At 53.1% G+C, this 22,187-nt stretch carries 23 protein-coding genes; 21 read left to right on the plus strand and 2 right to left on the minus strand.

Translation table 11 applies throughout. The annotated features are described in order from the left end of the window. Window positions 1-153 precede the first annotated feature (153 nt). The 17 genes from EVJ28_RS05580 to EVJ28_RS05660 all read left to right on the plus strand — a co-directional run bounded on the left by EVJ28_RS05580 (window position 154) and on the right by EVJ28_RS05660 (window position 17,261). Window positions 154-870 (plus strand): response regulator transcription factor, encoded by a 717-nt coding sequence (locus tag EVJ28_RS05580; RefSeq protein WP_070327120.1) that lies wholly within the window; start codon window positions 154-156, stop codon window positions 868-870. Continuing rightward, window positions 870-2,573, plus strand: a complete 1,704-nt coding sequence (locus tag EVJ28_RS05585) for an ATP-binding protein (RefSeq protein WP_131458489.1) — start codon at window positions 870-872, stop codon at window positions 2,571-2,573. The genes EVJ28_RS05580 and EVJ28_RS05585 overlap by 1 nt, the downstream gene beginning before the upstream one ends. Before the next feature lie 53 nt (window positions 2,574-2,626). Beyond that, complete coding sequence (locus tag EVJ28_RS05590; protein ID WP_131488225.1) at window positions 2,627-3,178, plus strand: cob(I)yrinic acid a,c-diamide adenosyltransferase; 552 nt, start codon at window positions 2,627-2,629, stop codon at window positions 3,176-3,178. 7 nt (window positions 3,179-3,185) lie between these two features. Further along, entirely contained in the window at window positions 3,186-4,424 is a 1,239-nt protein-coding gene (gene yfmF / locus EVJ28_RS05595) for an EF-P 5-aminopentanol modification-associated protein YfmF (RefSeq protein WP_071397657.1), read from the plus strand. After that, on the plus strand, window positions 4,421-5,680 hold the full coding sequence (gene yfmH, locus EVJ28_RS05600; protein ID WP_131458420.1) for an EF-P 5-aminopentanol modification-associated protein YfmH: 1,260 nt from the start codon (window positions 4,421-4,423) through the stop codon (window positions 5,678-5,680). Before yfmF ends, yfmH begins: the two co-directional genes overlap by 4 nt. Next, window positions 5,677-6,372, plus strand: a complete 696-nt coding sequence (gene ymfI / locus EVJ28_RS05605) for an elongation factor P 5-aminopentanone reductase (RefSeq protein WP_131458418.1) — start codon at window positions 5,677-5,679, stop codon at window positions 6,370-6,372. The genes yfmH and ymfI overlap by 4 nt, the downstream gene beginning before the upstream one ends. A gap of 99 nt (window positions 6,373-6,471) precedes the next feature. Continuing rightward, the gene (locus EVJ28_RS05610; RefSeq protein ID WP_131458417.1) at window positions 6,472-7,248 is read left to right on the plus strand and encodes a DUF3388 domain-containing protein; all 777 of its coding nucleotides are present in this window, start codon (window positions 6,472-6,474) and stop codon (window positions 7,246-7,248) included. 48 nt (window positions 7,249-7,296) lie between these two features. Further along, window positions 7,297-8,151 carry a helix-turn-helix domain-containing protein gene (locus EVJ28_RS05615; RefSeq protein ID WP_236634057.1) on the plus strand — a complete coding sequence of 285 codons (855 nt, stop codon included), beginning with the start codon at window positions 7,297-7,299 and terminating at the stop codon, window positions 8,149-8,151. A 29-nt stretch (window positions 8,152-8,180) separates the two neighbouring features. Continuing rightward, window positions 8,181-8,759: a CDP-diacylglycerol--glycerol-3-phosphate 3-phosphatidyltransferase gene (gene pgsA / locus EVJ28_RS05620; RefSeq protein WP_035386389.1), complete on the plus strand. Its 579-nt coding sequence runs from the start codon at window positions 8,181-8,183 to the stop codon at window positions 8,757-8,759. A gap of 62 nt (window positions 8,760-8,821) precedes the next feature. Then, window positions 8,822-10,048 carry a competence/damage-inducible protein A gene (locus EVJ28_RS05625; RefSeq protein ID WP_131488227.1) on the plus strand — a complete coding sequence of 409 codons (1,227 nt, stop codon included), beginning with the start codon at window positions 8,822-8,824 and terminating at the stop codon, window positions 10,046-10,048. A gap of 76 nt (window positions 10,049-10,124) precedes the next feature. Further along, window positions 10,125-11,174 (plus strand): recombinase RecA, encoded by a 1,050-nt coding sequence (gene recA / locus EVJ28_RS05630; protein ID WP_070327130.1) that lies wholly within the window; start codon window positions 10,125-10,127, stop codon window positions 11,172-11,174. Window positions 11,175-11,363: 189 nt separating this feature from the next. Continuing rightward, complete coding sequence (gene rny / locus EVJ28_RS05635; RefSeq protein ID WP_370246299.1) at window positions 11,364-12,926, plus strand: ribonuclease Y; 1,563 nt, start codon at window positions 11,364-11,366, stop codon at window positions 12,924-12,926. A gap of 48 nt (window positions 12,927-12,974) precedes the next feature. Further along, complete coding sequence (locus EVJ28_RS05640) at window positions 12,975-13,769, plus strand: TIGR00282 family metallophosphoesterase (RefSeq protein ID WP_035386387.1); 795 nt, start codon at window positions 12,975-12,977, stop codon at window positions 13,767-13,769. Between the two features lie 26 nt (window positions 13,770-13,795). Further along, window positions 13,796-14,056 (plus strand): stage V sporulation protein S, encoded by a 261-nt coding sequence (locus EVJ28_RS05645; RefSeq protein WP_016509762.1) that lies wholly within the window; start codon window positions 13,796-13,798, stop codon window positions 14,054-14,056. Between the two features lie 169 nt (window positions 14,057-14,225). Beyond that, window positions 14,226-15,302 carry an L-threonine 3-dehydrogenase gene (gene tdh, locus EVJ28_RS05650; protein ID WP_131470176.1) on the plus strand — a complete coding sequence of 359 codons (1,077 nt, stop codon included), beginning with the start codon at window positions 14,226-14,228 and terminating at the stop codon, window positions 15,300-15,302. 15 nt (window positions 15,303-15,317) lie between these two features. Next, window positions 15,318-16,499, plus strand: a complete 1,182-nt coding sequence (locus EVJ28_RS05655) for a glycine C-acetyltransferase (RefSeq protein WP_131488229.1) — start codon at window positions 15,318-15,320, stop codon at window positions 16,497-16,499. A gap of 282 nt (window positions 16,500-16,781) precedes the next feature. Continuing rightward, window positions 16,782-17,261 carry a hypothetical protein gene (locus tag EVJ28_RS05660; protein WP_131467905.1) on the plus strand — a complete coding sequence of 160 codons (480 nt, stop codon included), beginning with the start codon at window positions 16,782-16,784 and terminating at the stop codon, window positions 17,259-17,261. Window positions 17,262-17,285: 24 nt separating this feature from the next. Here EVJ28_RS05660 and EVJ28_RS05665 read toward each other — a convergent pair whose 3' ends face one another. Continuing rightward, entirely contained in the window at window positions 17,286-17,834 is a 549-nt protein-coding gene (locus EVJ28_RS05665) for a DUF4256 domain-containing protein (protein ID WP_131488231.1), read from the minus strand. A gap of 90 nt (window positions 17,835-17,924) precedes the next feature. Between EVJ28_RS05665 and EVJ28_RS05670 the strand changes: the two genes are divergently transcribed. The 3 genes from EVJ28_RS05670 (at window position 17,925) to EVJ28_RS05680 (ending at window position 19,804) form a co-directional block, all read left to right on the plus strand. After that, window positions 17,925-18,740 carry a hypothetical protein gene (locus tag EVJ28_RS05670; protein WP_131488233.1) on the plus strand — a complete coding sequence of 272 codons (816 nt, stop codon included), beginning with the start codon at window positions 17,925-17,927 and terminating at the stop codon, window positions 18,738-18,740. After that, entirely contained in the window at window positions 18,730-19,104 is a 375-nt protein-coding gene (locus tag EVJ28_RS05675) for a hypothetical protein (RefSeq protein WP_201738402.1), read from the plus strand. The genes EVJ28_RS05670 and EVJ28_RS05675 overlap by 11 nt, the downstream gene beginning before the upstream one ends. A gap of 151 nt (window positions 19,105-19,255) precedes the next feature. Further along, window positions 19,256-19,804, plus strand: a complete 549-nt coding sequence (locus tag EVJ28_RS05680) for a GNAT family N-acetyltransferase (RefSeq protein WP_131488235.1) — start codon at window positions 19,256-19,258, stop codon at window positions 19,802-19,804. Between the two features lie 38 nt (window positions 19,805-19,842). On the opposite strand, the gene EVJ28_RS05685 is transcribed toward EVJ28_RS05680, so the two are convergent. Continuing rightward, entirely contained in the window at window positions 19,843-20,838 is a 996-nt protein-coding gene (locus EVJ28_RS05685) for a tyrosine-type recombinase/integrase (protein WP_070327139.1), read from the minus strand. A 104-nt stretch (window positions 20,839-20,942) separates the two neighbouring features. Between EVJ28_RS05685 and hflX the strand changes: the two genes are divergently transcribed. After that, the gene (gene hflX, locus EVJ28_RS05690; protein WP_070327140.1) at window positions 20,943-22,187 is read left to right on the plus strand and encodes a GTPase HflX; all 1,245 of its coding nucleotides are present in this window, start codon (window positions 20,943-20,945) and stop codon (window positions 22,185-22,187) included.

A 22,187-nucleotide genomic window follows, 5' to 3' on the forward strand; every position in this document is an offset into this window, starting at 1 on the left:
GAAGTCACTTCGGTGGCTTCTTTTTCGTAAGGGCATACAACTCACCGTTGTTAAGCGAAATAATAGAGTGGTATAGTTATGAAAGAGAGCGAAATGTTCACAATTGTGCAACATTCGCTACATCTTGTAATGGTTCTCTGGGAGGTTTAGTTGATGGCTGATAAAACAAAAATTCTAGTAGTCGACGACGAAGAAAGAATTCGCCGACTGTTAAAAATGTATCTAGAACGGGAGCAATACGTGATCGAAGAAGCGACGAACGGTGAAGAAGCGCTTCAACTCGCACTCGAAGGCGACTTTGACGTCATTTTGCTCGACTTGATGATGCCGAAGATGGACGGGGTCGAAGTGTGTACCGAACTCCGTAAAACGAAAGCGACACCTGTCATCATGCTGACGGCGAAAGGTGAGGAGATCGACCGGGTTCAAGGCTTCGAGGTCGGCGCGGACGACTACATCGTCAAACCGTTCAGTCCTCGTGAAGTCGTCTTGCGCGTCAAAGCGCTACTCCGTCGCTCAGGTTCGACAAAATTTTTGCAAACGGCCGAAAAGTCGAAAGACTTGATCGTGTTCCCGCATTTGACGATCGACAATGACGCACACCGTGTCACGGTCGACGGGGAAGAAATCGCCCTCACGCCGAAAGAGTATGAGCTATTATTCTTCCTTGCCAAACAAGTCGATAAAGTGTTCTCGCGGGAGCAACTGTTAAAAGAAGTATGGAACTATGAATTTTTCGGAGACCTTCGAACGGTCGACACGCACGTGAAACGGCTTCGTGAGAAATTGAACCGTGTCTCTCCATCCGCGGCCCAAATGATCACGACGGTATGGGGTGTCGGGTACAAGTTTGAAGTCGTCAGTGAGTGATGATTCGCCGCAATAGTATTGTCACGAAGCTGTGGCTGACGATCCTCGTGTTGGTCAGCCTGATTTTGTTCATCGTATCCGTCCTGATGCTCGAGTTCTTCAACTCGTTCCATATCGATCAGGAACGTGGTCATTTAGCGAAACTCGGTGGGCAAGTCCAGTCTGTCTTGCTAGAAGAAGGCGATTCGTCACGGACGGTCGACCAAATCATCGAAGTGTACGGAGCGAACTATATTTTAGAGAACGGGTCGGTCCGTTCGAACTTCGGCACGGAAGTCGATGGCTTGATGACTGAACTCGGACGTCAGTCTTGGAGTCCTTATCAAGCTGTAGGGGAGACGGCGATCGGGAACTTCTCGTCGTTCGATGACCAGGCTGCCTTGGCGTATCGGACGACGTTCTCCCTTGAGACGGGCGAGTATACACTCTATTTGTTTGAGCCGCTCAATGCGATCTCAAGCGCAAATGAAGGGGCGCGGACGATCATCTTTTGGACGGTCGCCTCGGCGATCATCGTCACGACCGTGTTCGCTTTCTTCTTATCAACCCGGATCACGGCCCCGCTGCGTGAGATGAGGGACGCCGTCAATAAGACGGGTGAAGGACAGTTCGATCTGCGGCTCGTCCAGAAGACGAACGACGAAATCGGTGAACTTGCCGGCTCATTCAATGCGATGAGCAGCCAGCTGTCAACATACGTGAACGCGCTCGACCGTGAACGGTTGCAGCTCGCTTCGATTCTGCGTTCGATGGCAGACGGTGTCATCACGCTCGATCGCCATGCGAACGTGATCGTGACGAACCCGCAGGCACAGCCGTTGTTGAACGATGATCAACCGCACGAAGTCGTGCTCGCGCTTTACGAAGACCTCGTCGGCGGTGCGCCTGAGAAGACGATTGAAGTGAAGCAAGACGATCGCTACTATACGTTGACGGTCACACCGCTCCTCGGGGAGGAAGATTTTGAGGGAGCGGTCGTCGTCATCCGTGATACGACCGAAAGTCACCGCCTCGACAAGATGCGGACCGACTTCGTCGCCAATATCAGCCACGAGCTGCGGACACCGCTCGTGACGCTCCAAGGCTATTCCGAGGCCATCATCGACGGCATGACCGAGAGTGACGAGGCGACGAAAGAATTCGCTTCGATCATTTACGACGAGTCGTTACGGCTTGCCCGGCTCGTCAACGATTTACTCGATTTGGCAAGAATCGAATCAGGGAAAGAGACGATGCAGTTCGCGGCGTTCGATTTCGGCGAATTTTTACCGCGGGTGATGCGCAAGTTTAACCAGATGGCGAACGAGAAAGGAATCACGTTGTCGACCGTGGCTCCGAAGCGGAAGATTGAAGCGGATGGGGATCGGTTAGAACAAGTGTTCACGAACTTGATCGGCAACGCCATCGCCCACACCGAGAGCGGAGCGATTCGGCTCGAGGCGACCGAAGAAGCGGACGGCTTCTTGATCCGTTTGACCGATACCGGCAGCGGGATCCCGAAAGAGGACTTGCCGTTTGTGTTCGAGCGGTTCTATAAAGCGGACAAGGCCCGGACGAGCGGCGGGAAGACAGGAACAGGCATCGGACTCGCCATCGTCAAGAACGTCATCGATGCCCACCATGGCACGGTCGACGTCACGAGCGTGTACGGCGAAGGGACGACGTTCATGATTCGGCTCCCTTACGACCAACCGCATTCATAACGACAATGGTGACTCCTATGGGTCACCATTTGTGGCATAGAGGAGGAAATGACATGAAGCGCTATACACGTGGAGGCGACAAGGGTGAAACGTCATTGATCGGCGGACGCGTCTTGAAAGTACACCCGCAAATCGAGGCGATGGGATTGTTAGATGAATTGAACAGTCACATCGGTCTCGCGCTCGCGCACCAGACGGACGCGACGTTACGGGATCAACTGACAAAAATCCAGCACGATCTGTTCGACCTCGGTTCAGAACTGATGTACAAACAAGATCCGCCGCAGCAAGTCGACTTAGCGATCGTCACCGAGCTCGAGATGTGGATCGATGAACTAGAGACGAAGTGTCCGGAACTCGTCCGCTTCATTCTGCCCGGGGGCAGCGTGGCCTCGGCGAGTCTGCACGTCGCCCGGACGGTCTGTCGCCGCGTCGAACGCGAGCTCGTCAACATCGATGCGGCCGCTCGTCAATTGTCTTACTATAACCGCTTGAGCGATTATTTGTTCACGGCCGCCCGTTATGCCAACGTGGTGGCGGGCGTACCCGATCAAGAGTATGCGCGCGGTGCGTCCGTGTTCCAACCGAAAACGAAAAAGGAGTAGATGATTCATGAAAGGGATCGAACAATTCCGTAACCAGCTCCACTACTCGGTCTATCCGACCGATAAATTTAAAACGACGACGTGCCTCGTCTCGTTCGCGGCGCCGTTGTCTGCAGAGACGATTGCCGACCGGGCGCTACTGCCGTACGTCATGGAAAAAGCGACGGCGGCGTATCCGTCGATTGAACTGTTTCATACACCGCTCGAGCAATTATATGATGCTAGCCTATTCGCTGGTGCGTCAAAAGTCGGGAAAGAGCATGTCATCCAGTTCCAACTAGAAGTTGTGAACGACCGGCTCGTCGGGGAACCGGTCCTGTCTCAGGCGATCAAGCTATTAGAAGAAGTGTTGCTCCGCCCGAACGTTTACGACGGCGCGTTCCAACCGCTCATCGTCGAACAAGAATCCCGTCTGCAGCGTCAACGCATCGAGTCGGTATACGATGATAAAATGCGCTTCGCCCAGCAACGATTGCAAGAACTGCTCGGCGGAGAGCTCGCGATCCCGTCGCTCGGGACGCTCGAACAACTCGACCAGGTGACGCCGCGATCGCTCTATGAGGCGTACACGTCCATGATCAAGCACGACCGCATCGACGTCTACGTCGTCGGGGACGTCACGCGTGACCAAGTGACCGAGGCGTTTTTGCCACTCGAGACGCTCGGCTCGCCGCTCGTCCGAGAGTATCCTGAACCGGTCGACCGAGAATTTCAGCGACTTGAGGAACAGCAGGACGTGAAGCAGAGTAAACTTCACCTCGCCTATGAGGCCAACGTTGACCCGCGCAGCGAGGACGCGATCAAGATGCAAGTCGTCAACGGCTTGTTCGGTGGGTTCCCACACTCAAAACTGTTCATGAACGTCCGTGAAAAGGAGAGCTTGGCGTACTATGCGGCGTCGCAATACAGTTCGCTTAGCCGGATGTTGTTCGTCTACGCCGGGATCGATGCCTTGAACCAAGTGAAAACAGAACAAATCATTGCCGACCAACTTGCCGACCTGCAAGCAGGGGAGTTCGATGACATGACGCTCGAGCAGACGAAAGAGATGTTGTTCCATCAACGGCGCCAACTCGGTGACAGTCCGCGTCAACTGATCGCCTGGATGAGCGGTTCGGACATCCGCCCGTTCTCACTCGAAGAAGAGATGGCCATCCTTGCCCGGACCACGCGAGAAGACGTGGCCGCGCTCTCGAGTCAAATCAAACTGAAGGCGATTTATTGTTTAAAGGGGGGGACAGCATGAAACTAGATTTTCCAAACGTCGGTGAGACGATTCATCACGTCGTTCTCGATAACGGGCTGACGGTCTACTTGCTGAAGAAAGTTGGATATGAAAAGACGTACGCCACATTCACGACAAAATACGGTTCAATCGACCGTCGCTTCAAAACAGACGACTGGATCGAAGTACCCGACGGCATCGCCCATTTCCTTGAACATAAAATGTTCGAAAAAAAGGACGGCGATGTGTTCCAGAAGTTCGGACAGCTCGGGGCGTCAGCGAACGCCTTCACATCATTCACCCGGACCGCCTATTTGTTCGGTGCCACGTCAAACGTCGAGGCGAACTTAAAGACGTTGATTGATTTCGTCCAAGACCCGTACTTTACAGAAGCTTCGGTCGAGAAAGAGAAAGGCATCATCGGCCAGGAGATTCAAATGTATCAAGACAACGCAGGGTGGCGTCTTTATTTCGGTTTGATCGAGGCGATGTATGAAGCGCATCCGGTCAAGATCGATATCGCCGGAACGATCGATTCGATCAGCGCGATCACGGCCGCTGACCTTTATGCGTGTCATCAAGCGTTTTATCACCCGAGTAACATGACGCTGTTCGTCGTCGGCAACATCGACCCTGACATCGTGCTCGAACAGATCCGTTCGAATCAGGCCGCGAAAACGTTCGAACCGCCTGTACTCAGTGAACGCGAACACGTGCAAGAGCCGAGAACGGTCCGCTTAGCTGCGCGTGTCATCGAGATGGACGTATCGGTCCCGAAAGTCATGATCGGCTACAAGGACACGCCGCGCGCCGGGGAAGACGGGATGAAACAAGAACTGGCCGTCGAACTGCTCATGCACGCCTTGTTTGACACGACGGCGCCGCTCTATGCAGAGCTTTACGCCGAAGGGTTGATCGATGATGCCTTCTCGTTCGACTATACGTCGGAAGAATCGTTCGCCTTCGCCGTGTTGTCGATGGAGACACCGCATGTCGATGCGTTCGTCGCCCGCATCACCGAGGTGCTCGAGCGTCCGCTCGACATCGGAAATGAGACACTCGACCGTAAGAAGCGGATGATGAAAGGGCAGTTTTTGAAGGCGCTCAACTCACCCGAGTTCATCGCCAACCAGTTTTCACGCTACGCGCTAACGGGTGGGAATATGTTCGATTTGCCCGAGCTGCTAGACGCGGTCACGCTTGAAGAACTATACGACACGTATGACCGACTGTTCAAACCGGATCAACGGACCGTCTGTGTCGTCAAAAAACCATGACGACACTCATCACCGGGGCGAGTGGGGCGATCGGTCGTGCCGTCGCCCTTTCCTTTCGCGATGATGAGCTCATCTTACATGCGCACGCGAACACGGAAGCGCTCGAAGCGTTCGTGAAGACAGAGGGTTTGTCAGGCCAAGTCGTCACGTGTGACCTCGGCGACGACCAGGCGCTAGACGCTTGGCTCGCTACGGTCGGCGCGGTCGATCGGATTATTCACGTCGCCGGTAACCATGCCTACGGGCTGCTCGTCGACGCGGACATCACTGAACTCGATCGTCTCTATCGCGTTCATGTGCGCGCAATGGTTCGACTCGTTCAACACGTCGTCGGGCAAAAAGCTTACGATCGCCCGCTCGACATCGTCATCGTCTCGAGCGTCTGGGGGGAAGTCGGGGCGGCCGGAGAAGTGATGTACTCGACCGTCAAAGCGGCACAGCTCGGCTTCGTCAAAGCGTTCGCGCGCGAGGCCGGCCCGTTTAATGTTCGCATCAATGCCATCACGCCGGGGTGGATTGAGACGCCGATGAATGATACGGTAGAAGAAACGAAACAAGACGTTCGAGATGAGATTCCGCTCGGCCGTCTCGGTCATGTCACAGAAGTTGCCGAGACGATCCGTTTCCTCTGTTCACCGTCCGCGTCCTACGTGACCGGCACGGTGTTACGGGTCGATGGCGGTTGGCAGTGAAAACTTTGTCGCCGCGGTTGAAACGAGTTCTTTTCAATTCTTCTAAAATAATTTAGAATGAACAAGGTAGCGAGCCTACATTCGGAAAGGGTGGACGAGATGGATCATAAGTTCGAAGAATGGTATCTCGAATATGAACTTTGCCAAAATCGCCCCGGCATCCTCGGCGATATCGCCTCGCTGATGGGGATGCTCCAAATCTCGATCGTGACCATCAACGGGGTCGATCTTCAACGTCGCGGGATGTTGCTCAAGGCACCGGCCGCCGATCACGTCCATCGGCTCGAGCATATTTTGCGGAAGATGGAAGCAATCGTCGTCATCAAACTCCGCCGCCCGAAACTGAGGGACCGGATTGCGATCCGTCACGGCCGCTATATCGAACACGACAACGATGACAAAAAGACGTTTCGCTTCGTGCGCGAAGATCTAGGGGTACTCGTCGATTTTGTCGCTGAACTAATGAAAGAAGAACGACATCTGTTGATCGGTGTCCGGGGCAACCCACGCGTCGGCAAAACGGAGTCGATCGTCGCGGCGAGCGTCTGCGCAAACAAACGTTGGCTGTTTCTTTCGTCGACACTCATGAAACAGACGGTCCGGACGTCACTGTTTGAAGAAGAGCGAGAAGGTGATCACATCTACATAATCGACGGCGCCGTTTCGACGCGGACGATGGACGAACGTCATCGTCAGTTGATCCGGGAAGTCATGCGTCTTCCTGCCGTCAAAGTGATCGAGCATCCCGATCTTTACGTCCGTAATACCGATTGTGTGTTTGAGGACTTTGACTATATTATCGAACTGCGAAATAACCAAGATGAAATCATCATCATTCCGCAAGAAACGAATCGTGAAGCAGAATGGTTTGAATAATTAATTGAATGGAAGGTGTGGACCCCTTTGACAGAACTAGGGACTTTTTTGAAACAAAGGCGTGAGGCGAGCGGTCTGACGCTTGACCAAATTCAGCAGACGACGAAGATTCAAAAGCGCTATATCATCGCGATCGAGGAAGGTGATTACAAAAATCTCCCTGGTTCGTTTTATGCACGGGCGTTCATCAAAACGTATGCGGAATCGCTCGGGCTTGATGTCGATGAGCTTTACGAGACATATGCCAAAGATTTACCGAAAATCGAACCGCAACCGACCGCTCAATTATCACGTAAGCAAACTTATTCAAAAGCTTCCGAGACGTCGAGCCGCGTCTCAAGATGGGTGCCGAAAATCATGCTCGTGCTTGTCGCCTTCTTGCTTGTGACAGCGGTCTACTACGTCGTTAGAAATCTCGATTTCGGAGGTGGACAGGACGCGACACCGGCTGAACCACCGGCTTCAGGCGTGACGATCAACCAAAATGAAGACGTTCCTGAAGAAGAGCCGACGGAAGAAGCACCGGTCGAAGAAATACCGGCCGAGGAAGAGCCGCCAGAAGAAACCGGACCGATCGCGGTGACGGAAACGAACGGGGCCGACCTCACGTATGAGATCGCAACAGCTGACAAGCTGACGACCGAGATTCACGTCAAAGAATCACCGGCGACTTATGTCGGCGTTCGCGATACATCGCTTGAAGGAGCGTTCCTTGCACCGGAATATCCGAACCAATCGAAACAAAACCCGATCGTCATCGAAGGTGCCGAAACGGATACGCTTCGGATTCGGATCGGTTTGATCGGTGGCGTCGAGAAGATTGTCGTCAACGGCCGTGAGCTTGAGCTTGCTGATTCTCCGGTCACACAAAATATATTTGTGAAGAGAGTCGACGCTGAATAAGTCGACGTCTTCTAGAGGAGGAGTTCTCGATGAACCTACCTAACCGCCTGACGATGTTGCGGGTTTTGCTCATCCCCGTATTCGTCGTCTTGCTCGCTGTAGATTTTAACTGGGGAGACATCGCTTTCCTCGGGGCGGAAGTACCGCTCCATCAATTCATCGCCGCGGTCGTGTTTACGATCGCAGCGATTACGGATTGGCTTGACGGGCACTTGGCCCGTAAGCACAACTTGGTCACGAACTTCGGCAAGTTCATGGACCCGCTCGCTGACAAGTTACTCGTCACGGCGGCGCTCGTCTTGCTCGTCGAGATGGACCTCGTCGCGGCATGGGTCGTCGTCGTCATCTTGTCACGTGAGTTCGCGGTGACGGGGCTTCGTCTCGTCGCGGCTGATGAAGGGATTGTCGTGGCGGCCGGTAAGTCGGGTAAAGCGAAGACATGGGTCCAGCTCTTTGCCATCATCTTCTTATTGTTCGGCAACCCGATTTTCAACTATATCGGCATCCCGTTCGGGGAGTGGGCGATGTGGCTCGCACTCGTCTTGACGATTTATTCTGGGGCCGAGTATTTCGCACAAAACTATAAGATCATTGTAAAATCGATGTAAATCGACGACAGGCGAGTTGTGGGAGCAACTCGTCTTTTTTTTGAATCAAAGGAGGAACTTCGATGAAACGGACCGAAATCATTGCGGTAGGTTCTGAACTACTCTTAGGGGAAATCTCGAACACGAACGCCCGTTACTTATCAGAGCAGTTGTCGAAATATGGACTGTCCGTGCTGTATCATGTAGTGGTCGGGGATAACTTCGATCGCTTAAGAGAAACATTCGAGCAAGCGAACCGACGGAGCGAACTCGTGATCGTCACCGGGGGACTCGGTCCGACGAATGATGACATCACGAAACAAGTGCTCGCTGACTTGCTCGGCCGCCCGCTCGTTCGGGACGAAGCGTCTTTAGAAACGATCCAGCGCTTTGTCGCCTCGCGGGGACGAGCGATAAACGACGGGGACGCCAGACAAGCGGATGTTTTATCAGGAGCTGAAGTGCTTCACAATCCGGCCGGTCTCGCTCCCGGCATGTGGGTCGAGGACGAGACGACGTGGCTGCTCTTGCCCGGGGTGCCGCGCGAGATGACAGCGATTGTCGAAGCGACGTTTCCGAGCAAGTTTTCGGGTGCGACGATCGTTTCTGAATCACTACGTTTTTATGAGATCGGTGAGTCGGCGCTCGACGAGGCGGTATCCGATCTAATGGACGGGGTGAACCCGACTGTCGCCCCGTACGCGGAGTCAGGGGAAGCGCGACTGCGTGTCAGCGCGAAAGCGGAGACCGAGGACGCGGCCCGGCAGATGATCGACCGCGTCAAACGAGACATTCTGTCCCGTGTCGGCGCCTATTATTTCGGTTCGGACGAGGATACGCTGGCTGCGCATTTGATTCGCGAGCTAAGACGGCGCCACGCGACGCTATCGATCGCCGAATCGTTGACTGGGGGACAAGTCCAAGCGATGCTGACGGCGGTCCCAGGGGCGTCAGAAGTCTTTCTAGGAGGCGTCGTCACGTACTCGGACAAGCTAAAAAATAGGTTTTTAGGGGTATCCCTTGCTACAATTGAGTCACAGTCGGTCGTCTCAAAACAAGTTGCTTTAGAAATGATCCAAGGGCTCGTTGATCAGACGGATTCGGATTACGGATTGTCCTTCACCGGTGAGGCCGGACCCGTCTCAAATTCGGGTCGACCGGTCGGCACCGTGTTCATCGGGGTGAAGACGCCGTCAGGTATGGAAGTGATCGAACGCGTCTATCCGCACCAACAGCGGAACGTCATCCAGGCGCGGGCGGCCAAGGACGGGTTATGGGCATTGTGGCAACGAATGAAAAAAGGCGAATAAACGTTCGTAAAAACCTTGTGTAAAAGGTTGGGTTCGTTTATAATGAAGATACAAATCAAAGGAGGCTCATTAATTTATGAGTGATCGTAAACAAGCGTTAGAAATGGCATTACGCCAAATTGAGAAACAATTCGGTAAAGGCTCAATCATGCGCCTCGGTGAAAATACAGATCAACAAGTATCCGTCACTCCGTCAGGATCGATCGCCCTCGACATCGCGCTCGGCGCAGGCGGCTATCCACGTGGTCGTGTCATCGAAGTGTACGGACCGGAATCTTCAGGTAAGACGACAGTGGCGCTCCATGCGATCGCTGAAGTCCAAAAACGCGGTGGCCAAGCAGCGTTCGTCGATGCGGAGCACGCGCTCGATCCGAAGTACGCGCACAACCTCGGTGTCAACATCGATGAACTGCTCTTGTCACAGCCGGACACAGGGGAGCAAGCGCTCGAAATCGCAGAAGCGCTCGTTCGTTCTGGTGCCGTCGACATCCTTGTCGTCGACTCGGTAGCGGCACTCGTGCCAAAAGCTGAAATCGAAGGTGAGATGGGTGACTCACACATGGGACTTCAAGCCCGTCTCATGAGCCAAGCGCTCCGTAAGTTGTCGGGTGCGACGAACAAATCGAAGACGATCGTCATCTTCATCAACCAGATTCGTGAAAAAATCGGTGTCATGTTCGGGAACCCGGAAACAACTCCAGGTGGACGTGCCTTGAAATTCTATTCGTCGGTTCGTTTAGAAGTTCGTCGTGCAGAGACGTTGAAGCAAGGCCAAGAAATGGTCGGTAACCGGACGAAGATCAAAGTCGTCAAGAATAAGGTTGCCCCACCATTTAAAACAGCTGAAGTCGACATCATGTACGGTCTAGGGATCTCACGTGAAGGTGAACTCATCGATATCGGTGCCGATCTTGATATCGTTCAAAAAAGTGGTGCTTGGTATTCGTACAACGAAGAACGCGTTGGACAAGGTCGTGAAAATGCGAAGCAGTTCATGAAAGAAAATCCACAAATCGCCGCAGCGATCGAACAACAAATTCGTGATCACTACGGTCTCAACGGTGAGAAGACGGTCACGGTCGAAGCCGACAGTGATGAAGTGCTCTCACTCATCGAAGAAGATTAAGCAAGCGACCCGCCGGATGCGTCCGAGCGGGTTTTTTGTATATCACAATATTTTTTAAGGAATTGGGAGTTCTATCCTGTCCTTGCATTGCATTCTAACAGGTAAATAAGTACAATAAAGCTATGCGCGGGTCCACCCGTGTCATTCAATCTTAAAAAAATAAAATAACCTTGCGAAAGGGAGGTGAACATGATGGAATGGCTAAATTGGCTTATTCTGATCCTCCTTTTGCCGATAGCTTTTGTTGCAGGTTTTTTTGTGCGTAAATCGATCGCCGAAGCGAAGATTCAAGGTGCTGAGACGGAAGCGACCAAGATTGTGGAGCAAGCGAAACAACAATCGGAAGCGATGCAAAAAGAGGCACGGCTTGAAGTAAAAGAAGAGATGATTCAACTTCGCAATGAGACGGAACAAGAGTTACGCGAACGTCGCGAAGAGCAGAAAGTGAAAGAGAATCGCTTCGTTCAAAAAGAAGAGCTTCTTGACCGGAAAGCAGACATGCTCGAACGGAAAGAAGATGCTTTGGATGAACGCGAGGCGGGCATTGCGAAACGGAAACGGGAAGCAGAGACGCTCGAAAGCAAAGTGGAGGAATTATACGAGGAAGCCCGTCAAGAACTTGTACGCGTGGCGGCCTTGTCGAAAGAAGAAGCACGAACCATCATCATGGACGAAGCGAAGCAGGAAGCGCTTCACGATGCTGCTCTCCTTCAAAAAGACATCGAGCAAAAAGCAAAACTTGAAGCTGATAAAAAAGCGAAACACTTGTTGTCTCTCACGATGCAACGTTATGCGGCTGAACATGTCGCTGAGACGACGGTATCCGTCGTCAACTTGCCGAGTGACGAGATGAAAGGGCGCATCATCGGTCGTGAAGGACGTAACATCCGCACGCTCGAGACGCTCACTGGGATCGATCTCATCATCGATGACACGCCTGAAGCGGTCATCTTGTCCGGATTTGACCCGGTCCGTCGTGAGATCGCCAAGATGACGCTAGAAAAACTCGTGCAAGACGGACGGATCCATCCGGCCCGGATCGAAGAGATGGTCGAGAAGTCACGCCGCGAAGTCGATGAGCGCATCCGTGAATACGGTGAGGAAGCGACGTTCGAGGCTGGTATCCACGGGGTACATCCTGACCTTATCAAAACACTCGGACGCATGCGTTACCGGACGAGTTACGGTCAAAACGTACTCGCCCATTCGGTCGAAGTGGCCCACCTCGCCGGCATGATGGCCGCCGAGCTCGGGGAAGACGTGACGCTCGCCAAGCGAGCGGGACTCCTCCACGATATCGGGAAAGCGATCGACCATGAAGTCGAGGGCAGCCACGTCGAAATTGGCGTTGAGCTGGCCACGAAGTATAAAGAACATCCGGTCGTCATCAACTCGATCGCCTCGCACCATGGAGACGTCGAAGCGACATCGACGATCGCTGTTCTCGTCGCAGCGGCAGACGCGCTGTCTGCGGCACGGCCGGGCGCTCGTCAAGAGACGCTCGAGAGTTACATTCGCCGCTTAGAACGCCTCGAGTCAATTTGTGAGTCGTTCGAAGGTGTCGAGAAATCATATGCGATCCAAGCAGGACGCGAAGTCCGCATCATCGTCCGCCCAGACGTCGTCGACGACGTCGTGGCGAACAAGATGGCCCGCGATATTTGCAAACGGATCGAAGATGAACTGGATTATCCAGGACAAATTAAAGTGACGGTCATTCGTGAAACGCGTGCCGTCGATTATGCGAAGTAAAAAGCGGAGACATTCTCCGCTTTTTCTGTTTTGAAGGAGGAAATATTTATGAAGATTTTATTTATCGGTGACGTCGTCGGGAAACCGGGTCGTGACATCTTGGCAGCACAAATCGGGCGCTTGAAAAGCAAATACAGTCCGACGTTCATGCTCGTCAACGGTGAGAACGCAGCCAACGGGCGCGGTATCACAAAAAAAATATACCAACAATTTCTCGAACTTGGATTCCACGGCGTGACGATGGGGAACCATACATGGGACAACCGTGAAATCTTTGATTGGATCGACGACGCCGAGCGCATCGTCCGTCCGGCCAACTATCCGGACGGCACGCCCGGTGTCGGCATGATGGTGCTCAAGCAGAACGGGAAGAAGCTTGCCGTCATCAACGTCATGGGGACGGTGTTCTTGCCGTCGCTCGATTGTCCGTTCCGCAAAGTCGACGCCCTCGTCGATGAGGTTCGGGACGATGTCGATGCCATCTTCGTCGACATGCACGCCGAGGCGACGAGTGAGAAGATCGCGATGGGGTATCACCTAGACGGCCGTGTCCAAGCCGTCGTCGGGACGCACACCCATGTCCAAACCGCTGATGAGCGCGTGCTCAAAAACGGGACGGCGTATATCACTGATGTCGGGATGACCGGTCCGCTCGACGGTGTCCTCGGCATGGACGCGTCTGTCGTGTTGAAAAAGTTTGTGACACAACTCCCGGTCCGGTTTGAAGTTGCCGAGGGACGGGAACAACTTAATGGAGTTTTAATCACGATCGACGACCAGTCGAAACGAGCGACCAAGATCGAACGCATACACCTAGATGATCAGACCGTCTGGTTTGATTGAACAACCTACCCGAGGGGGAAACAAGAATGGACGTACTCAGAGTTTCAGCAAAATCGAATCCCAACTCCGTTGCGGGTGCATTAGCTGGCGTTCTTCGTGAAAAAGGAACGTGTGAGATTCAAGCGATCGGCGCCGGTGCGCTCAATCAATCCATCAAAGCTGTCGCCATCGCCCGCGGTTTCGTCGCGCCGAGCGGTCTTGATTTGATCTGTATTCCAGCGTTCACGGATATTCTAATTGACGGAGAAGAACGAACTGCCATCAAGCTCATCATCGAACCTAGATGAGCTTGTGCGGTCGGGACATAGGTCCTATTCTTGTGAAGAGAAGCCATCGGAGCGGATGGCTTCTCTTTTTTGTTGAAAAATGAGGTTCTATCTTCTCAGTTTCGTCATTTTATGACAAGATGAAAGAGAACGTGAAGTTCGACAAACAGACAAGAGGGGGACGTTTTCGATGGAACAGCTCGTGTCAACGACAGAGAAGGAAGCAACGACACCTGTGATGAAAGCGATTCAAAAACACACGGCCGGATTTGGGGCAAAGCTGGTCGAGGTGCCGATTCCGACACCGGGTGCCGGTGAAGTATTGATCAAAGTGAAAGCGACATCGATTTGCGGGACCGACGTCCATATTTATGAATGGGACGACTGGGCGAAGAGCCGGGTCAAACCGCCTTACGTGTTCGGGCATGAGTTTTCAGGGGAAGTCGTGGCGCTCGGGGAAGGGGCGAAGCGCATCAAAGTCGGTCAGACCGTGTCGGCCGAGACACACATCGTCTGCCACCAGTGTAAACAATGCTTGCGTGGTCAGTATCACATCTGTAAAAACACGAAAATTATCGGGGTCGACACCCAAGGCTGTTTCGCCGAGTATGTCGTCATGCCGGAAGAGAACTTATGGGTGAACCCGGAGACGATGCCGTCGAAGCTCGCGTCGATTCAAGAACCGCTCGGTAACGCGGTCCATACCGTGCTCGCAAGTGACGTAACGGCACAATCTGTCGCCATCGTCGGCTGCGGCCCGATCGGTCTCATGGCCGTCGGCGTCGCCAAGGCGGCCGGTGCGAGCCGCGTGTATGCGATTGACATCAATCCGTACCGGTTGAAGCTTGCAGAACAGATGGGAGCGGACGTCGTCATCAACAGCATGGACCAAAATCCGCTCGACCTGATCATGGATGAGACGGACGGGGACGGGATCGACGTCGTCTGTGAGATGAGCGGGCATCCGGTCGCGATCGACCAGGCGTTCAAGATGGTGACGGCGGGCGGCGACGTCAACGTCTTGTCACTTCCGGCACGACCGGTCGCGCTCGATTTGACGCGTGACGTCGTCTTCAAAGGAATCCGGGTCCAAGGCATCACCGGTCGTAAAATGTACGAGACGTGGGGCCAAGTGTCGACAATGCTCGCGTCCGGCCAATTGAACGTCGAACCGATCATCACCCACGTCTTCAAGCTCGAGGAGTTCGAGCAAGGTTTCGAGCTCATGCGGGCCGGGAAATGCGGGAAAGTCGTCTTACTACCATAAACAGGGGGAATCGATATGGCATTTGAACATATTACAGAAGCAGTCAATGAAATGAAACAAGCGGGCACGTTCCGCTCGCTCGTGCCGCTCGAATCGGCGCAAGGGAACGAGGTCACAATCAACGGCAAGTCGCTCGTCCAGCTGTCGTCGAACAACTACCTCGGACTCGCCAACCACCCCCGTTTGAAACAAGCCGCGATCGAAGCGGTCGAAGCGTTCGGAGCCGGGACGGGCTCGGTCCGGACGATCGCCGGAACGTTCGAGATGCACGAGGCGTTCGAGCGTGAACTCGCCGAGTTCAAGCATACGGAAGCGGCACTCGTGTTCCAATCGGGATTCGCGACGAACCTCGGCGTCTTGTCGGCGCTGCTCGGACCGGAAGACGTCGTCATCAGTGACGCGCTCAACCACGCCTCGATCATCGACGGCATCCGTCTGACGAAAGCGGCCCGTCGCATCTACAAGCATACCGACCTTGAAGACTTAGAGGCGGCCTTGAAAGAGACGCAAGACTACCGGACGCGGCTCGTCGTCACGGACGGCGTCTTCTCGATGGACGGCAACATCGCACCGCTCCCGGAGATCGTCGAGCTCGCCGAGAAGTATGATGCTGCGGTCATGGTCGACGACGCGCACGCGTCGGGCGTCCTCGGTCAGAATGGACGCGGGACGGTCAACCACTTCGGTCTCGACGGCCGCGTCGCCCTCCAAGTCGGGACGTTGTCGAAAGCGATCGGGGTCCTCGGCGGCTACGTCGCCTGTTCGAACGACGTCCGTGACTTCTTGATTCAAAAAGGGCGTCCGTTCTTGTTCTCGACGTCACACCCGCCAGCGGTCGTCGCGGCGAACCGTGAGGCGATCCGGGTCATGAAAGAAGAAGAGGAACTGTTCGACAAGCTATGGGCGAACACCGAGTTCTTCAAATTGGGTCTCCGTGACCTCGGCTTCGACATCGGCCACGCGACGACGCCGATCACGCCGGTCATGCTCGGTGAAGAGACGCTCGCGCACACGTTCTCGGACAAGCTGAAAGACCACGGCGTGTTCGCGCAAAGTATCGCCTTCCCGACGGTCGAGAAGGGCAAGGCCCGCATCCGGACGATTGTGACGGCGGAGCATACCCGTGACGACCTCGACCGCGCGCTCGCTGCCTTCAAGGCGGTCGCGGAAGAGTTGAACGTGACGCTCCACGCGTAAGATTGGACTGCAGACAAATCGTCTGCAGTAGAGGAATGAACCACAGCATGCCTATATCGGGCATGCTGTTTTTGTTTGAAAATTTTGGTAGACATTTAAGAGGACAGGTTCTAAAATTTGAAAAGATGCACTAGAAGATTGAAGTACATATTATTTCAAATACCGAATTTAGAATAAGGAGCTTATACGAATGATGTTAGGGAGCTTTAAGGACGTCGGGATGTACATCGGATTATATGATGAGATTGTTCCGTATGTAAAAGAGATAGGGGAGCGAGGATGATGCAAGCTTCAAGTGTAGTGAGCGGCACGCTCCTGTCCGCTGAAACATTCTCTATCCTGACGATTTCACCGCCATTCATCATCAATGTCATCTTTAGCGTAGTGGCTTTGATGGCAGTGTTCTATTTCCGAAGTGAGAGCTGGAAAGGCCGATTGCTGAATATGGTTGTAATGATGTGGTCGCTATTCTTCATTTCGGTGTATGTGTTCGCTTGGTATGTGAGATTAAAAAACAATATAACTCCGGACTTTGCGGCTTCGTTTGCGCCGGGTCCATTTCCGGGATGGAAAGAGTTGATTGCGCAAAGTATGGAGGAGCCAGATGTTACCGGGAATGCAATCACATATGCTGCGTTTCTATTCCTTACTCGAAAATATAATGATTGGTACATGTGGCCAGTAAAAATCGTCTTTATTTTTTTCGTAGGTCTGTTCTTTGTAAAGTACATCCCCGTCGTCTTTCACTGGCTTATTGGATAAAAAAAGCAAGGCACAAGGCCCTGCTCAAATAGTAAACATCCCGCGGAACCCACGGGCCGCATAGTATGAATCGGCCCCGTTATGGTAGACGAAGATATGGTCATAGCGTCGGTCACAGAACAAGGCGCCGCCTTTTTGACGAATCGTTTCCGGGGTTGAAATCCAGCTCGAGGTTTTCACGTCGAACGCGCCGAGCGTCTGTAAATGGCGATACGTTACTTCGTTCAGTAGCGCTATTCCCATCACCTCAGCCAATGTGACGGCGCTCCCAGACGGCTTGTTCTTCTTGCGAGCCGTCAACGCCGGTTCGTCATAGCACAGGCTGCGGCGACCGCTCGGACTTTCGGCTGAGCAGTCACAGAAGACGAGGTCTCCGTTCGGGAGGCGGATAACATCCGGTTCACCACCGGTCTTTTCCATTTCAGAGAGTGCGATGAGCTTGTTCGAATCCGTCTCAAGCTTCGTCAACACGTCTGACCAGACGGCATCGAGATGTCGCTCCATGTGGGTGTGAAAGCGTGATTCGACGATAGCTAATAACTCGTTTTTGTCTTCAGTTGAGAGGGTGGCCATGTTTTTTCACTCCGTTTCAGCAGTTTCTACCAGTATAAGATATTTTTTCGTCATCCATTCATAATTCATTGAGCGAAAGGGGGATGTATGATGAACTTCGATGATATAAATGTTGAGCAACTACACGCGCATTCGTTCCAGACGATTGAGTTGTTTCAATTAAGAACAATCTGGTCACAAAGTTTGCCGCGTGATGCTTACCGAGTGACAGACTTTTCAGAGCTGAACTTACATGTGACGAAGCCAGAATTGCTTCAGCTTCGATGGATCGATTTGACGTTACCGTTCGGAATCTATTCGAATGAAAAACTAGTTTTTTTGTATGACCCGTATCATCGCAAGCTACATACAGAAAAAGTTGTGCCTATTGAGTTAGCCGGACACGATGTTTCCATTCTCGATTTTTTATTGGCACACAGCCAGACGTTTCATGATCCGGATTCGTTTTCTGCAAAAATGGGATCACTCTATGATTTTTCTTGGGACAGCCAATGGAGAGAGTTCGGTTTACCGAAATTGAAAGAACATGCACCATTCCTTGCTGATTTATTGGTTACGCTTGGAGTGCAATCGTTTCAAGTCGTGTCATTTAAGAATGAATTTTTGTCCAATTTTGATATCTGGGCGAAGCGTACGGGATGCGACCATTCGATAGAACGTATCGGGAAATGGAAGTGGTCGAAGACGTATAAGGTGAGCTGCGACGTTTCAAGGCTTTCAGAACACGAGATGCGTCAACTTGTGTCAGTAGTCGAACACTATGAAGAGTGGGAAGGGTTCCGATTCTTAAACCCGACCGAGACAGAAACCGTCTCATTGTTCATTGGAGGCAATTTGACGCAAGGATATGGCTACGGTGTGTTTCAGTATGAACATCCTGGAGAGGTGGTTTCCAATGAGATTTGAAGATTTGTTCCTGTATGACGGGACGATTGAGGTGTTCGCTTTCAATTATGACATCGGTCCCAACAAAAGCCTGACATTTAATCTACAGCTCTACGACCATCCTAGGAAGCGGAACGCCTCCTTCCGTGAGCGGCTTGAGGCGAATGGAATTTCTCCGCAAAGCGAGGTGGTGAACGTGAAGCTCTGCTTTGAAGACATCATCTACATGGAAGTCATCGATGAATCGTATGCCGATGGGGTGGTGATGACGCCTCACGACCAATATGACGGAAATCAAATCGTTCGTTATACAAGGTCGGGATATCTCGAACAGCTACAAGAAACGCGTTTCCAATTGTGGGAAGACATCAAACCGGATAAATGACTTCATCACAAATCTCCTCCAGAACTATTCAATTTGGGGTGGGATGAATGAAGCCAGCTTACATATTTTCACCGCTTTCAAATTATTTACAGATGGTTTACAATAAAACGATTACGAAAACAATGATTGGAAATCGTTTTGGGGGATTCTCATGTTGACCTATGACATCAATGGACAGCTACAGTTACGGATGTTTACCATCGACGACGCGGAGGCGTTGTTCCAATTGACGATGGCGTCGAAGCCATATCTTCGCGAGTGGCTCGGATGGCTCGATTACATCGAGACGATCGAGGACTCGAGACGAAACATCGAAGGGCGAATCAAAGGATTGATTGAGACGGGCGGCTATCCGAAATCGTTCGCTATCTTCTATCAAGATGAGCTCGCCGGCACGATCGGCTTCAACGATCTTGATGCGGGCATCAAGTGCGGGACGGTCGGCTATTGGCTCGGCCAAGATTTTCAAGGGAAAGGGATCATGAGCCAAGCGCTCGAAGCGATCATCGATTACGGATTTAAGGAACTCCGCTTACATAAAATCGAGATCCGTGTCGCGACCGGGAACGTGAAGAGCCGGGCGCTGCCGGAACGGCTCGGCTTCAAACAAGAAGGCGTGCTTCGAGACGCCGAATGGCTGTACGACCGGTACGTCGACCATGTCGTCTACGGGTTACTAGAAGATGAATGGGCCCATTGATCGACAAAGCAAAACCCGTCCTCGGAAAAGGGCGGGTTTTAGTTCGTCACATTTTCACCGAACAGCTCGGCACCGAACTCGGCATACGCCTGCTCGTATCGGCGGAGCGATGATTCTTTATGCATGCACGTCACGTTCATCCGCTCGAGAGAAGTCATGTCGGTCGCATACGTCTTTAAGACGTGGGCGTTCCGGAGCATCGACGGGGTGACCGAGCGGGTGACGCCGCTGCGCTCGTTCAACTGCCGCATCATCTTCGTGATCATGACGATCGTCAGCTGTTTCGGCTGGTTTTTGGCGTACACCCAGCGGAACGTCATCCGGGCAAAGTCGAACGAGACGAAGACGGGATCTTCCGAGTACCAGCGCGGGCGCACCGGCGTCGGGATGTCGGCGAGATAGTTCATGAGGAGTGATTGGTCCTCAGGCGTCAGCTTCAGCGTGAATTTGTTACCGAGACGGTCATAGACATCGAACTCGTAGCTCGCCAAGTGTAGGTCGTTCATTTTCAGACGGATGATATGATGGACGCGCAAACCGTATTTGTAGAACAGTGTGACGATGAGCGCGTTGCGGTTGACGAGGTACGGATGGGCCTGAAGCTGGTTCTCGCTCAATCCCCGCGGCGACCGGATCGTCCGGACGAGCTTGTCGAACTCGGACTGTAACGCGATCTGGTCGATGGTGAGCGTGTGCGCCGGTTGCGAATAGGCGAGCATCTTTTTGCGGAGCGGGTTCAAAAACTGGGTCAAGCTGTTGATGACGGTGACGATGCGGGCGACCGTCGCCTGTTGGTACTGTTTCTCTTCGATCAAAAAATCGTTGATGAACGTCTTCCATGACTCGAGCGGGACGGCGAGCCATTCCTCGGGGGTGACGAGTTCGACGTTATGGTCGCTGAAGTATTTGTGCACGTCGATCAAGTCGTAGCGATAGCGTTTCAGCGTCGATGGCTGGCGGCCGCTCGCACCGAGATGATATAAATACGTTTCGATATACTCGGGGAGCGAGTACTCTTTTCTGCGTTTCGTCATGGGACGTCCCTCCTTCTCTTCATATCGTACCACAAACGGACGTTCTCCATTCATGGATTCGTGGTAAGATGGAGGATGAGACTTATTAGGAATGAGGGATGTATATGGAACGAGAGAAAGTGATTATCGTCGGGTGTCAGCTACCGACCGTCGACGATTGGACATATGAACAATCGATGGGTGAACTCGTCGAATTGGTCGATACAGCAAAAGGTGAGGTCGTCGCAAGGCTCGACCAGAAACGGCAACAAGTCGACCGCCGGACGTTTATTGGGAAAGGGAAAGTCGAGGAGCTCGCCGTGCTCATCGAACAGTTTGAGCCGGATATCGTCATCTTCAACGCTGAGCTGTCACCGGCCCAATCGAAAAACATTCGGATCTCGTTGAACGACCCGGACGAGATGAAATTGATCGACCGGACGCAACTCATCTTGGACATCTTCGCCGGACGGGCCCAGTCGAAAGAAGGGAAGCTCCAAGTCGAGCTCGCCCAGATGAACTACTTGCTCCCACGCCTGATCGGGCAAGGCACACAGTTGTCACGACTCGGAGGCGGGATCGGGACGCGTGGACCGGGTGAGACGAAACTTGAAAGTGACCGCCGTCACATTAAGCGCCGCATCGATGAGATCAAGAAGCAACTCGAAGGCACGGTCGCGCACCGTGACCGCTACCGTGTGCGCCGGAAAGAGAACCGTGTGTTCCAAGTCGCGCTCGTCGGTTACACGAACGCCGGCAAGTCGACCATCTTCAACCGTCTGACCGATGCCGACACGTATGAACAGGATGAACTGTTCGCGACGCTCGACCCGCTCACGCGTGAGCTCGAACTGCCGCGCGGTGGGAAAGTGTTGATCACCGACACGGTCGGGTTCATCCGCGACTTGCCGACGAAACTCGTCGCCGCGTTCCGCTCGACGCTTGAAGAAGTGCTCGGAGCCGACCTCGTGCTTCATGTCATCGACGCGTCGAACCCGCACTACATGAACCAGATCGATACGACCAATTCGGTCTTGTCCGATCTCGGCGCGAGTGAGTTGCCGCAGCTCGAAGTGTACAACAAGAAAGATCGCTTGACGGCTGACTTCGTCGGTGGACCGCTCGTCATCTCGGCGCTCGACTCGGCCGATATCGAGACGCTCATCGGCGCGATCGAGGACAAGATTTCGGACGTGTTGACGAAAGTGCACGTCGTCTTGCCGGTCAGCTCGTTCGAACATTACCATCCGGCCAAAGATTCGATGTACCGGCTCGAGGAGAACTTCCTTGACGACGGCTCGGTCGAACTTGTCGGTTATATGAGAGAAGACACGCGTCTATATGCGACGCTGAAACCATTTGAGGTGTGA

Origin of the sequence: Exiguobacterium sp. SH3S3 (assembly GCF_004337115.1) — a bacterium.
GTDB lineage: Bacteria > Bacillota > Bacilli > Exiguobacteriales > Exiguobacteriaceae > Exiguobacterium > Exiguobacterium aurantiacum_A.